This is a genomic window from Coprococcus sp. HCN-4056 (assembly GCF_037892645.1).
GTDB lineage: Bacteria > Bacillota > Clostridia > Lachnospirales > Lachnospiraceae > Coprococcus > Coprococcus ammoniilyticus.
This window is the reverse complement of the sequence record NZ_JBBKBL010000008.1, coordinates 68,549-81,495: the sequence shown is the minus strand read 5'-3', so window position 1 is coordinate 81,495 and position 12,947 is coordinate 68,549. Positions and strand designations below refer to the sequence as shown.

Sequence of the window (12,947 nt, the reverse complement as noted above, 5' to 3'; positions counted from 1 at the left end):
TTATCCTCCCGTTATGTCTCAGATCCTATGCTGTAAATATATTTCCATATCAAAATATTTTTCAGGCAAATTACTTTTTCATCATTATTCATATATTACACTGTTTTATTCCCCAAAAGAATCAATTGCCTGTTTCAGATCCGCGATCAGATCCTTCTTATCTTCGATTCCTGCCGACAGACGCAGAACACTGTCTGTAATACCGTTCTTTATACGGATTTCCTCCGGTACATCCGCATGAGTCTGTGTCGTCGGATATGTGATCAAGGTCTCTACGCCGCCGAGACTTTCTGCAAATGGGATCAGCTTTAGGGATTCCAGTATATGGAGTGCCAGCGCCTTGCTCTCCACTTCAAATGTCAGCATGCTTCCAAATCCACTCGCCTGGCTCTTACAGACCTCATAATTATTTGTTCCCGGTATTCCCGGATAATAGACATTCTTTACTTTCTTCTCCTGCAACAGGAATTCCACGATCGCCTGTGCATTTTCCTGTGCCTTCTCCATACGGATTGGCAGTGTCTTGATGCCACGAAGCACCAGCCAGCTGTCAAATGGCGCAAGTCCCGCACCTGTCGTCTTTATAATATATCGTAATTTCTCCGAAAGCTCCGGTGTATTTACCACGATGAATCCGGCCAGCGTATCGTTATGTCCGCTTAAGAACTTTGTTCCGCTGTGCAGAATGATATCGGCTCCCAGTTCAAATGGCCGCTGGAAATACGGTGACAGAAATGTATTATCCACGATCAGCAGCAGATTATGTTTCTTTGCAAGTTCCGCCGTCTTGCGGATATCAATAACATTCATCATTGGATTAGTCGGTGTCTCGATATAGATTGCTTTTGTATTTTCTTTGATGTAGTTTTCCGGATCTTCCTCTGCAAAATTGATCCGGCTGAACTCAATACCATTTTTCTGATTAATATGATCAAATAAACGGATACTTCCGCCATACAGATCTGCTTCCGAAATGATATGGTCGCCCGGTTTGAAGATCTCCATCAATGTTGTAATAGCTGCCATGCCGGAAGAAAAAGCGAGAGCATCCAGTCCTCCTTCTAATGATGCAACGATCTTCTCCAACTGTTCTCTGGTTGGATTCTGGAGTCTGCTGTAATCATACCCCGTACTCTGTCCAACTGCCGGATGTGCATACGTTGCTGTCTGATAGATAGGAAAGCTGATCGCTCCCGTTCTGTCGCCTTCAAATTTTTCGTGATTTCCATATATACATTTTGTAGCAATTCCTGTATCCATAATAACCGTCATCCTTTCCTGCTGTGTATTCTTGAAATTCATACCATAGTATATCAGTAGGAATAGGATTTCGGTACTATGTATTTCTGTGAGCTGGTTATAAATACAGCTTATAGCCAACTTGTTACTTAATTTTCATTTACCCCGCTCCCTGCAGGCTCAGACCTCACAACAAAGAAAACGGCTGAGCATTTACTCAGCCGTCTTCTTTACATTTTTCTGTGTTCCGTATTGGGTCAGTATCTCGATATAGCGTCTGCCAAGGGTACTCAGCCGCATGCCTTTTCGTTTGATATAGCCGATCGTCATTTTCTCCTCCGTGTCAAGCGGAATTGCGCGGTAAGCACTGCCGTTTAATTCTTCACAGATAATACCGGAGCACAAGGTATATCCGTTCATACCAACCATCAGATTCAGCATTGTTGCACGGTCATCTGCCTTGATGATCTGCTTGTATTCCAGCGTGCTGAATACTTCTTCTGCATAATAAAACGAATTTCGTTCGCCCTGTTCAAAGGAAAGACAAGGATAATCTTTTAATTCTTCAAATGCGATCTTCTCTTTTCCTGCCAGTGGATGCTCGTTGCTCAGATACACGAATACATCACAGTCAAATAATTCCGTAAATTCCAGTCCGTTTTCTGAGAAGATCTTCTGCAAAGCCTTTCGGTTGAACTCATTTAAATATAAGATTCCAAGCTCACTCCGGTAGTCTCTTACAAACTCGATCACTTCATTTGTCCGTGTCTCATGCACAGCCAGTTCGAAATCATCCAGCCTGATCTCCTTTGCAAGCTCGATAAAGGCTTCTACCGCAAATGAATAGTGCTGCATGGATACACTGAATTTATTCTTTTTCTTTTCGTTATTTATGTATCGATCTTCGATCAGCTGATTCAGTTCTACCATCTGTCTTGCATAGCTTAAAAACTCATCTCCCTCCGCCGTGATCACGATACCACGATTGGTTCGGATAAATAATTCGATATTCAATTCTTCTTCCAGATCCCGTATCGTACTGGAAAGTGCCGGCTGGGATACATACAATTCTGCTGCCGCCTTATTCATGGATTTGGTATCTGCTATCTTTACAGCATAGACAAGCTGTTGTAATGTCATATCTGTGCCTCCCGATTGCTTCCTTATATGTTTTCTTTTTATACAGGTACTTTATGCTTTAATATACTGCAAGACCTGTGTCCAAACAATTACGCTCATTGTACCACACCTCTTTTTTATTTTCGATATTTTCTGGTCGTTTTTATAAGATTCTGTCAAAGTATAGTTCTTCAAATCAAATTTTCCGGTAAAAAAATGGTTAAACCTTTCTAAAAACGGTTGACTAAGCTTTTCATACATGATAAAAATATATCATTCAAAAAGGGAGTAGTTTCATGCTGTGCATGTGCCGATTCTCGTCAGTACGCCTTAAAAGGCCGGGGATCGGATAACCGATATATACGTTAAAACGAGACTTTTTGTGCATATTTTTTGTGCACAAAAAGTCTCGTTTTTTATTATCAATTACAAAAAACAGCATGTACCAACCAGAATTTTTCCGAAATACAAGCAGTATGTTTAAAAAAACTACTGTTCATTATCTGTCTCAGGAAAAAAGCAAAAGAAAGGACATGGTCTTATGAAAGAAATCTATCAACTGAACAAAGAAGAATTATTCCGAACCTGTGGTAATCCGGAAGGACTTACCACTACAGATGCTAAAGAGCGACTTCAAACCTATGGTGAAAATACTCTGGTCGAGCAAAAGAAACAAAGCGTTGCTTCTGTCTTTTTTCACCAGTTTGCCGATTTGCTCGTTATCATCCTGATCGCTGCCGCGATCGTCTCTATGGCATCCGGCAACATCGAAAGTACGATTGTTATATTTGCGGTTATTATCATGAATGCGATCCTTGGTACGATCCAATATGTAAAGGCAGAAAAATCTCTTGATTCCTTAAAAGAATTATCTGCACCAAAAGCGAAAGTATTACGTGACGGAATCAAACAGGAGATTGCATCAAAAGACATCGTACCGGGAGACATCCTGCTCTTAGAAGCCGGTGATATGATCGTCGCTGATGGCCGTATCATCGAAAATTTCTCTTTACAGGTAAATGAAAGTTCTCTGACCGGAGAGTCTACAAATGTGGATAAAGACGACTCTGATATCACCGAGGATGTTGCTCTCGGTGACCGCATCAATATGGTATTCTCCGGCAGTCTTGTTACCTATGGTCGTGCAAATGTTCTCGTTACAGCAACCGGAATGCATACAGAAATGGGTAAGATAGCCACCCTTATGAATAATACAAAATCCAAAGCGACCCCACTTCAGATCAGTCTTGATAATTTCAGTAAAAAACTGGCAACGATCATTATGGTGATCAGCCTGATCGTATTCGGTCTCCGTCTGATGCAGGGCGAGAAAATACTGGATTCTCTGATGTTCGCAGTTGCCCTTGCTGTCGCTGCCATTCCGGAGGCTCTCGGTTCGATCGTTACGATCGTTCAGGCAATGGGTACCAGAAAGATGGCTGCCGATCAGGCGATCATCAAAGATCTGAAAGCAGTCGAAAGTCTGGGCTGTGTCTCTGTTATCTGTTCGGATAAAACAGGTACACTGACCCAGAACAAAATGACAGTTCAGCAGCTTTATACCTGTGATACTCTGTTAAATGCCGACCAACTGGATCTCCATATTCCGGCACATCGTTATTTTCTGTACAACTGTATCTTAAACAACGACAGCAGTATCCGGGATGGCAAGGATATCGGGGATCCGACTGAAACCTGTCTCCTTACGATGGCAAGGAAAACGAAACTATTTGATGTCGGTGTAACAGAAGAAGTTCTGCGTGATCTGATGCCGCGTCTGGAAGAGATTCCATTTGACTCCGAACGGAAACTGATGAGCAGCAAATACCTGTTGCACGGCGTACCTACACTTCTGACAAAAGGTGCAGTCGATGTTCTTCTTACCCGTATGGCTTCAATCATCACAGAGGATGGTATCCGTCCGATTACAGAGAACGACCGCAACAGAATTCTGGAACAAAATATGCAATTTTCCAGACAAGGTTTACGGGTTCTGGCACTTGCCTATAAAGAATGTTCCGATTCGGAAGTTCTGACCGCAGCCTCCGAATATGGTTATACTTTTATCGGACTTGTATCCATGATCGATCCGCCAAGAGAAGAATCCATGGCTGCAGTTGCGGATGCTATCTCCGCCGGAATCAAACCGATCATGATAACCGGAGATCATAAAGTAACGGCAACCGCTATTGCCAGACAGATCGGTATCTTCCACGATGGTGATATGGCCGTAACCGGTCAGGAAGTCGACCGTATGACCGATGACGAACTTACAGATGTCCTTCCAAAGATCTCCGTCTATGCCAGAGTTTCACCGGAAAACAAGATCCGTATCGTTGATGCATGGCAGAAGAAAGGTCACATTGTCGCCATGACCGGTGACGGTGTAAACGATGCTCCCGCATTGAAAAAAGCAGATATCGGTGTCGCTATGGGAATCACCGGAACCGAGGTATCAAAGGATGCCTCAGCTATGATCCTTGCAGATGATAATTTTGCAACGATCATAAAAGCTGTCCTGACAGGAAGAAATGTTTACCGTAATATCATGAATGCCATCCTGTTCCTTTTGTCCGGAAACCTCGCAGCCATTCTGGTAGTTCTCTACTGCTCCATCATGGCGCTTGATACCCCATTCCAGCCGGTTCATCTGCTCTTTATCAATCTGCTGACCGATTCACTTCCGGCACTTGCCATCGGTATGGAACCATCCGATAAGAAATTACTTCGTAACAAACCGCGAGATCCAAAAGCAGGAATCTTCAATAAATCCTTCTCGCTCCAGCTTATTTGCTACGGTGTTCTGATCGGTATTGTTACAACCGTCGCCTTTTATCTGGGTGATTCCGTAAATGCCCTGACTGCCAGCACAATGGCATTTGCCACACTGACGCTTGCAAGATTGTTCCACGGATTTACATGCCGCAGCGAATCCTCTATTATAAAGATCGGTATCCGCTCCAACCTCTGGAGTGTCGCCGCTTTCTTCGCCGGTGTCCTGCTGCTTGGCTTTGTCCTGCTCGCACCATTTATGCATGGCTTATTCATGATTGCCGACCTGACAGTTAAAAATGTATTGAACATTTTAGGGCTTGCATTTATCCCAACCTTTATTATCCAGATCACACGAATAATAAAAGAAGCTGTTCGTAAATAACTGCAGCGTCAAGGCTTATGAAATGGTTGTGTTGTGCCTGCAAAAGTCATGACTTATACAGAGTCGAATGCCGGCTGGTGGTTTCTTTTAATAAAACTCCAGTCGGTGTTCCACCAGCTCATCTCCTTCATAGACCAGCCGCAGAGTGAAGAAACGTTGTTCATCTTCTAATAAAAGTTTTAAAAATATGGCATCTCCTGTCCAGGTCGGAAGAGATGGCACGATGCCTTTATCTACCCATTTCAGTTCTCCTTCATTGCAGGCGGTTAAGCTTCCGGTAAAGCCATCTGCTGTAAACAGACACATCAGCTCCGGCTCACAGACATCACTGATAAATGTGATCAGGCCTCGGAACTGATAAGATGTCAGTGTCAGTCCTGTTTCTTCTTTTACTTCCCGAAGCAGGCAGTCTTCCGGTCCTTCTGTTCCTTCCGCATGTCCGCCGACTCCGATCCATTTATTCTTATTAATATCTTTCTCCTTCTTTGTACGATGAAGCATCAGATATTTTTCGTCTTTCTCTATATAACATAATGTTGTCATTTGCATAGTAAGTGACATAGCCTTTCATCTCCTGTTATTTGTCATATTTACCCATATGCGCTCATTATACCTTCCCCCCGGACAAATGCAACCGATAATTCAAATACAGTTGCCATATTGAAATTATCGCTTTTCCGGTGCTATAATAAGGAGCGACAGGTTGTAAACCTGTCCGATCACAATATGTGAAGCAATTACAAAACATCGACAGTTTTGCAATTACCTATATATAACTTTATACGGAGGTATGAATATAATGAGTAAAATTGATGAAGTCAGAAGTGAAATGATGGCCGCTATGAAGGCACATGATAAAGAGAGAAAGGACGCATTATCCGCACTCCTTACAGCCCTGAAAAATAAATTTATAGACAAACGTGCTGATCTGACAGAGGAAGAAGAAAACGAAGTTGTATTAAGAGAAATCAAGCTCGCAAAGGAAACAATCGATACAACACCTGCTGATCGTACCGATATCATAGATGAATGCAAGGCAAGAATCACCGTATTCGAAGAATTCGCACCAAAGATGATGGATGAAGCAGAGATCACTGCTACGATCAAAGAAGTTCTTGCAGGTCTTGGTATCGATGCTCCAACAGCCAAAGACAAGGGTAAGATCATGAAAGAGCTGATGCCTAAGGTTAAAGGCAAAGCTGACGGAAAACTGGTCAACCAGATCCTTACATCTATGATGGCATAAGCATATCAGTCTATAAAATACCAGAAAAAACTCCATGCCGGACGTCTATATATCTTTATTCCGCAGAACACTTTCGTTCGATCCGAAACGTAACGGTACTAAACTCATCACCTACTGGTGATTCGTTAAAGACCGACGTTCCGAACAGGTCTGCTTCATAAAATATATAGACGTTCGGCATGGAGTTTTTAGTTTATATCTCAGCTTTCATGTCCTGACCCTTTGATCCACGACATAAGTTCATCAAGTTTAATCGGCTTGCTGTAGAGATAGCCCTGGAATGCATCACAGCCAAGTTTTTTCAGTTCATCTCTCTGAGCTTCATTCTCTACATATTCAGCAATAATCTTGAATTTCAAAGATCTGCCCAGATAGACGATTGATGCAATGATATCACGATTCGTTTCATTATGAATAACGTCTCTCGTCAGAGATCCATCCAGCTTTACAATGTTAAAATACTTCGTCTGCAAATAAACCAGCGACGTATGTCCCATACCAAAATCATCGATCAGGAATCTGTGACCTTTCGCCTTCAATGCTTCAATCTTTTTCGTTATATCAATGGACGAAGAAAGTGCATCCTGCTCCGTGATCTCAAGTCCGAGCTGTACATTTGGAAACTGGTATTTCTGTACAACATTTTCGATACATGCTTCAATGCCATCCCATTCCAGAGATTCATTTGTAAGATTGACCGACATCTTGAAATCATCCGGTACGATATCCCTTACCTGTGCCAGTGCCGCACCTGCCGTATCAAAGATAAATTTCTCTAACGTACTAAGTACCTTCTTTTCCTTGGCAAGCTGTATGATCAACGGAGGATAGATAAATCCAAATTCCGGATGCTCCCAACGGATCAACGCTTCTGCACCAATGCACCTGCCATCACGGTTCACCTGTGGCTGATACACTAAGAACAATTCTTTCCGTCTGATTGCTTCAACAAGTTCATCTGCCAGGATACGGGCCATATGTCCGATCTCATCTTCACGCTTTGTATATGGTGAGATGGAATTGTTCTGCTCCTCGCGCTGCATCTCCTCCACCAGTCTTTTGACATCACGTTTCAGACGCAGTTCCCGCTGTTCTTCATACATACGAATAAATGGTTTATAAATACACACACCAATTGCCAGACACAGGATCTGCAAAACTGCTCCTGCCCAGGAACCGGTAGCCTGATACCCACTCAGAATAACAGGCGTCGTCCAATCAACTTCACGTATCACGTGCGGAACAAGTCCAAAGAACATTGCCGCATAAGTGACCAGATAATTCACCATCGGTACAAGCATAAATGGGATCAGTAGAATAGGATTCAAAATCACAGGAACTCCAAATAAGACAATTTCACTGATATTGAAGACCAAACTCGGTGCTGCCATATATGCAAGATTCCGAACACCCTTCTTTTTCGCAAACAACAGGATCGCAATCACCAGACACAAAACGGCTCCCACTCCTCCCAGAAGTACAAATACATCCTGCATTGTCTTGCTGAAAATTCCGGCTGTTATATCAGAAAAATTCTGCTTGATCACTGTGTCTAACATATTGTGTCCATGAATTCCAAAGAACCATAACGCATGTGTCAGAAAAATAATAACCACTCCTGCTCCCAGTCCATTCTGTAATGGCTTTAACAGGTAATCAAAAAAGCGTTCAACCAATTCCTGAAAACCGCTTACTCCAAATAATACCTGTAACAAAATTCGAAAAAACGCAAAAAATCCAATAATGGCAACCGCCGGAGCAATTCCCTCGATTGCTTCAATATAGATACCGTCCGTATTCGTACGCTGATTTTTCACCTTGAAGAAACGACTGCTCTTCATTGTGTAATAGATCTTACCGGAAATAAGCGCAACAAACAGTGCCGTAAATGCATGCATATTGCTTAACGAATGAATGGAAAAATCATCGTACTGGATTCCGAAATACCCTACCAGAGCAGCCAGTGTGATAATTACTAAAATGATAATATTTCCTGTACCTTCATAGATTTCCTGCTTTCTCCGTTTCATAATGGCATAACTGACCGTTGTTGTTACTGCCAGAAAAACAGCAAAGAACTCATTAACACTGGCATATACGAAATTCAGAATTTCCAGTACATGTCCACCACACAATTTCGCTATAAACGTCTGATATGCAGGAATCGGTAGATTGATCAACATCGCCGCCAGGTACCCGACTACAAGAAGCGGTATCATCATGATCATACCCTGTCGGATCGCACCCAGCGCGCAGCTGCTGTCAAGCCGGTCTGCCATACGCATGATCATTTTTTTAAATTTGCTCATCTTTTGTTTTAGTGCAATAATCTGGAAGTTAATTATCACACGTTCCTTTCTCTACTCTCTCACCAGATGTAGTTTTTCTGCAAGCTTCAGGATCAGGGTTCCCTTTGGCATAGCAAGGATTTCTTCCTTCGTATATCCTCCGACTGCCAGAATAGCTGCTGCATAGAAAATAACTGCAAGCAGGATTGCCAGAACAACACTGACTGAATTCATATGGATCAGGTGGTAGAAGATCTGATAACTGCCCCAGGCAACGATTCCCATAAATATCGATGCAACGGCAGGAGCAAGATAGATCTTCTTCACATCAAGCTTCGTAGACATATATTTGGATACAGATATATGATTAAAGATACATGCCAGTAATGAATACAGGATCGTAGCCGCTACCAGACCGAACAGCTTCGCATCTGTAAATTTCAAAATAGCAGCAAGGAATACTAAATGGATCAACAATGCAAGTGTCGCATTCTTCACCGGCTCCATAACCTTTCCGATTCCCTGCAAGATACTGTTTGTAAGTGTTGATAATGAATAAAATACCACAGATATGCAGCCGGCAGTCAACGCCTTAAATACCAGCGGATCCGCACCACGGAACAACAGTGTGATGATCGGTTCTGATAGCACACCGATTCCGACTGCACATGGTATCGTCACCATCATCGTGATACTCATGGACTGATTGTATACATGATTCGTTTCCGCTTTATCCCCCTTGGTAAATGCTCCCGAAATATTTGGTATCAGGGTTGTTCCAACCGCAGATGCGATCGATACCGGAAGATTGATCAGCACCATATACTGACCGGAAAAAATACCGTACAAATTTGCAGATTCAACACGATCTACATTTTTACTGTTTAAGACATTGTAGAAAATCTTCATATCTACGGTGGTCGTAATATTATACACAAATGCAGCAATAATGATCGGTGTTACGATCATTACGATCTGCCGGAATAACTTTCCATATGATTCTATATTCGACGAAACATCAGACTCTACTGTCTCCATGATTTCTTTTCTTCTTCCTGCATATGCGATCAGAATATAAATAATTCCACAGAGAACACCTGCCCCTGTTCCCATTGCACTGCCTGCTGCACCATATTTTGCATGTTCAGAGGTTCCCGGTGCAAATGGTCTGGACATCAGATAGGCAGCCAGAACGCTGACAACTGCATTTGCAATCTGCTCTATAATCTGTGATATGGAGGTCGGAATCATCGTTTTATATGCCTGAAGATAGCCTCTGTAGATAGCAAGAAAGCCCGACAGAAATATTGTCGGTGCGAGGATCTGTAAGCTTAAAATCGCATTTGGCTGTTCCTTCACCAAAGCCGGTGCAAATGCAAATGTCAGGACAGCCGCCACCAATCCGACAGATACTACATAGATAAAAGCACATTTAAATACCCGTCTCGCATTTCTGTATTCTCCCAGGGTCAGCTTCCCTGAAATGATCTTAGAAACCGCTGTTGGAATGCTGTACGTAGCGATCATCAATATCATGGAATATATTGCATACGCTGTACCATAATATCCATTTCCCTCATCTCCGATAATCTGAAATAACGGTGACCGGTATAAGAGACCGATCACTCGGGATAATATACCTGCACCTGCCAGCACTGCCGCCTGAAAAGCAAAATTTGTTCTTATACCGGACGGCTTCTTTATTTTCTTCTTTTCATTATCATTCTGCATGATTGTTTCTCCTGATTATTTTGTAACTGACTACAAGACGATCAGCTACCATTCTATCTGGTTGCACATATTTCCGGCGTCTGCTATACTGACATCGGAAATGACACACGTTTCCAATACCCTATATATATACCAGTTTTTTATACTTATTACAAATAAAATATGTAAAAGATTTTCATAAAAGGAGGTTTTCCACCTATGGCTAATCCAAATATTCCAAAAGATCCTGTTATGCTCCTCAGCTTTATTAATATGAAGCTTCGTGATTTTTATCCAAGTCTGGATGAATTATGTACGGATCTGGATCTGAATGTAAATGATGTTTCCGAAAAACTGGCATCTGCCGGTTTTAACTACGATGGAAAATTAAATCGATTTATCTGATAAAATGCTTCTAATTCAAAGAAAATAACTATTTTATCCTATTGCAAAAGGAACGCCGGCAAATCTCTAACCGGGTATTTACCCCACAGAAATCTGCCGGCTTATTCTATCACATAAAGCTACACTATATGTGCCCTGTCATTTCTGAATATGCTACGTTTCCTACATTTGATCATCTTTGTCGTCATCACTGCTCTGTTTTTCCGCTTCATGCTTCGTTGCTGCCAACTGATCGTCAGCTTTCTCTGCATGCATCACTTTCTCAATCTGCTGATAAAGCTTCTTCGCATGCCTCTTTGCTTCGCGATCTGCCTTTGCGGCTGCTTTTTCCTCCGGAGTTTTTTTATGAAAACGGATATCCTCCTCTTCCTCTGTCAGATAGATTGGCTTTCCGGTTTCTTCATCGATCCGTTTGATCCGCTCAAATTCCGAGGACACCGATACCATATGCTTCTTTTCCAGCTTGTCGGTACATGTCTTATTGATATACATGTAGATACATGCAAATACCGGAACACCCAGTAACATTCCGTAGAATCCGAAGATACCACCGCCTACGATAACCGCGGTCAGAACCCAGAAGCTGGAAAGTCCCGTTACATCACCAAGGATCTTTGGTCCTAAAATATTTCCATCAAACTGCTGAATACACAGGATCATGATAAGCAATATGATACTCTTGATCGGATCTGCGATCAGAACAATAAACACACATGGGATCGCACCGATGATCGGACCAAAAAACGGAATTACATTTGTCACACCAATGATAACACTGATCAGCAATGCATATGGCATATCTACGATCGTTGTCAAAATAAATGTTATAATCCCGATTATGATCGAATCCACGATCTTACCATTGATAAACTGACTGAATATCTTATTTACACTTGCAAGTCCATCCAGAATGATATTCGCGTTTTTCAGTTTAAACAGTGCATAGACGATTTTCTTGCCTCTGGAAGCCAAATATTCCTTATTCGCCATCACATAGATAGATGCTACAATACCGATCAGGAAATTATAAATGAACTTCAATCCGCCCACAACACCGGAGCTGATATTCAATACAATCTTATCCAGATTCGGAACAACATCTGTATTTACCCATTTCTGTAAGCGGTCATATACAGTGTTTACGACATTCATTACCATTTCTTCGGATTCGCCAAGGTTCTTGAATTTATCATAAATGGTATTGATCGCCTTCATGATATTATTATAGTAATTATCCATATTGGATATAAGAAGATTGATACTGTCGATGACCTGTGGCACTACCATCCAGATCAAACCCGTGAGCAGACCAAGGAACAAAATGATCGTTATAATGATCGATATGGCTCTTGATACATGAAACAGTTTTTTCTTGTCTATGATCACCCGATCCTGTAAGATCGTATGACACAGGCGATCAAAAAAGATAAGCACCGGATTCAACAAAAAAGCGATCACAAAACCAATTATAATCGGTGCTGCCGCCCCGGTTATCGTATCCAGTACCTTCCGAAAGCCTGTCCACTCCTCCAATATCTTATTAAATACAAGCGCTGCTGCAATTACCAGAAATATGATCGTTCCCGCCTTAAACAGCCGTCTTTTTTTTTCATTTCCCAATTTTGTCTGATAACCTTTCCCTTTCCGCATTCAAAACCCAACATCGGATATGTCGTTTCATTCCATTCCTGTAACAACACATCAATGGATTTATTCTTACATATAATTATAAACAACCTGAAAAAATTATATACTGTTTCAAAAAGTCAAGCAATAGAATTTC

9 protein-coding genes are annotated in these 12,947 nt (G+C 41.9%); 3 read left to right on the top strand and 6 right to left on the bottom strand.

What is annotated here, in order from left to right; genetic code table 11:
• Positions 1 to 105: 105 nt before the first annotated feature.
• Together WKT03_RS12315 and WKT03_RS12310 are read right to left on the bottom strand one after the other, a co-directional pair.
• Positions 106 to 1,260, bottom strand: coding sequence for a trans-sulfuration enzyme family protein (locus WKT03_RS12315; protein ID WP_262530036.1), 1,155 nt, complete (start codon positions 1,258 to 1,260; stop codon positions 106 to 108).
• A 192-nt stretch (positions 1,261 to 1,452) separates the two neighbouring features.
• Positions 1,453 to 2,379 carry a LysR family transcriptional regulator gene (locus WKT03_RS12310; RefSeq protein WP_340392309.1) on the bottom strand — a complete coding sequence of 309 codons (927 nt, stop codon included), beginning with the start codon at positions 2,377 to 2,379 and terminating at the stop codon, positions 1,453 to 1,455.
• 520 nt (positions 2,380 to 2,899) lie between these two features.
• Between WKT03_RS12310 and WKT03_RS12305 the strand changes: the two genes are divergently transcribed.
• Positions 2,900 to 5,515 (top strand): cation-translocating P-type ATPase, encoded by a 2,616-nt coding sequence (locus tag WKT03_RS12305; RefSeq protein ID WP_340392306.1) that lies wholly within the window; start codon positions 2,900 to 2,902, stop codon positions 5,513 to 5,515.
• Positions 5,516 to 5,602: 87 nt separating this feature from the next.
• Here WKT03_RS12305 and WKT03_RS12300 read toward each other — a convergent pair whose 3' ends face one another.
• On the bottom strand, positions 5,603 to 6,064 hold the full coding sequence (locus tag WKT03_RS12300) for an NUDIX hydrolase (RefSeq protein WP_340392362.1): 462 nt from the start codon (positions 6,062 to 6,064) through the stop codon (positions 5,603 to 5,605).
• Positions 6,065 to 6,314: 250 nt separating this feature from the next.
• On the opposite strand from WKT03_RS12300, the gene WKT03_RS12295 reads away from it, so the two are divergent.
• Entirely contained in the window at positions 6,315 to 6,761 is a 447-nt protein-coding gene (locus WKT03_RS12295; protein ID WP_021944919.1) for a GatB/YqeY domain-containing protein, read from the top strand.
• Positions 6,762 to 6,961: 200 nt separating this feature from the next.
• On the opposite strand, the gene WKT03_RS12290 is transcribed toward WKT03_RS12295, so the two are convergent.
• Together WKT03_RS12290 and WKT03_RS12285 are read right to left on the bottom strand one after the other, a co-directional pair.
• Positions 6,962 to 9,070 (bottom strand): EAL domain-containing protein, encoded by a 2,109-nt coding sequence (locus tag WKT03_RS12290; protein ID WP_147341679.1) that lies wholly within the window; start codon positions 9,068 to 9,070, stop codon positions 6,962 to 6,964.
• 51 nt (positions 9,071 to 9,121) lie between these two features.
• Positions 9,122 to 10,780: a putative polysaccharide biosynthesis protein gene (locus WKT03_RS12285; protein WP_340392302.1), complete on the bottom strand. Its 1,659-nt coding sequence runs from the start codon at positions 10,778 to 10,780 to the stop codon at positions 9,122 to 9,124.
• 198 nt (positions 10,781 to 10,978) lie between these two features.
• Between WKT03_RS12285 and WKT03_RS12280 the strand changes: the two genes are divergently transcribed.
• The gene (locus WKT03_RS12280) at positions 10,979 to 11,164 is read left to right on the top strand and encodes a DUF4250 domain-containing protein (RefSeq protein ID WP_021944922.1); all 186 of its coding nucleotides are present in this window, start codon (positions 10,979 to 10,981) and stop codon (positions 11,162 to 11,164) included.
• Positions 11,165 to 11,326: 162 nt separating this feature from the next.
• Here WKT03_RS12280 and WKT03_RS12275 read toward each other — a convergent pair whose 3' ends face one another.
• Complete coding sequence (locus WKT03_RS12275; RefSeq protein WP_117807201.1) at positions 11,327 to 12,814, bottom strand: AI-2E family transporter; 1,488 nt, start codon at positions 12,812 to 12,814, stop codon at positions 11,327 to 11,329.
• Positions 12,815 to 12,947: the final 133 nt, after the last annotated feature.

What these genes read in the sequence shown, in the direction of transcription:
- WKT03_RS12280 (WP_021944922.1), top strand. Translation starts at nt 10,979, where the DNA reads ATGGCTAATCCAAATATTCCAAAAGATCCTGTTATGCTCCTCAGCTTT.
- WKT03_RS12285 (WP_340392302.1), bottom strand. Translation starts at nt 10,780, where the DNA reads ATGCAGAATGATAATGAAAAGAAGAAAATAAAGAAGCCGTCCGGTATA.
- WKT03_RS12295 (WP_021944919.1), top strand. Translation starts at nt 6,315, where the DNA reads ATGAGTAAAATTGATGAAGTCAGAAGTGAAATGATGGCCGCTATGAAG.
- WKT03_RS12305 (WP_340392306.1), top strand. Translation starts at nt 2,900, where the DNA reads ATGAAAGAAATCTATCAACTGAACAAAGAAGAATTATTCCGAACCTGT.
- WKT03_RS12310 (WP_340392309.1), bottom strand. Translation starts at nt 2,379, where the DNA reads ATGACATTACAACAGCTTGTCTATGCTGTAAAGATAGCAGATACCAAA.
- WKT03_RS12290 (WP_147341679.1), bottom strand. Translation starts at nt 9,070, where the DNA reads ATGAGCAAATTTAAAAAAATGATCATGCGTATGGCAGACCGGCTTGAC.
- WKT03_RS12275 (WP_117807201.1), bottom strand. Translation starts at nt 12,814, where the DNA reads ATGCGGAAAGGGAAAGGTTATCAGACAAAATTGGGAAATGAAAAAAAA.
- WKT03_RS12315 (WP_262530036.1), bottom strand. Translation starts at nt 1,260, where the DNA reads ATGGATACAGGAATTGCTACAAAATGTATATATGGAAATCACGAAAAA.
- WKT03_RS12300 (WP_340392362.1), bottom strand. Translation starts at nt 6,064, where the DNA reads ATGCAAATGACAACATTATGTTATATAGAGAAAGACGAAAAATATCTG.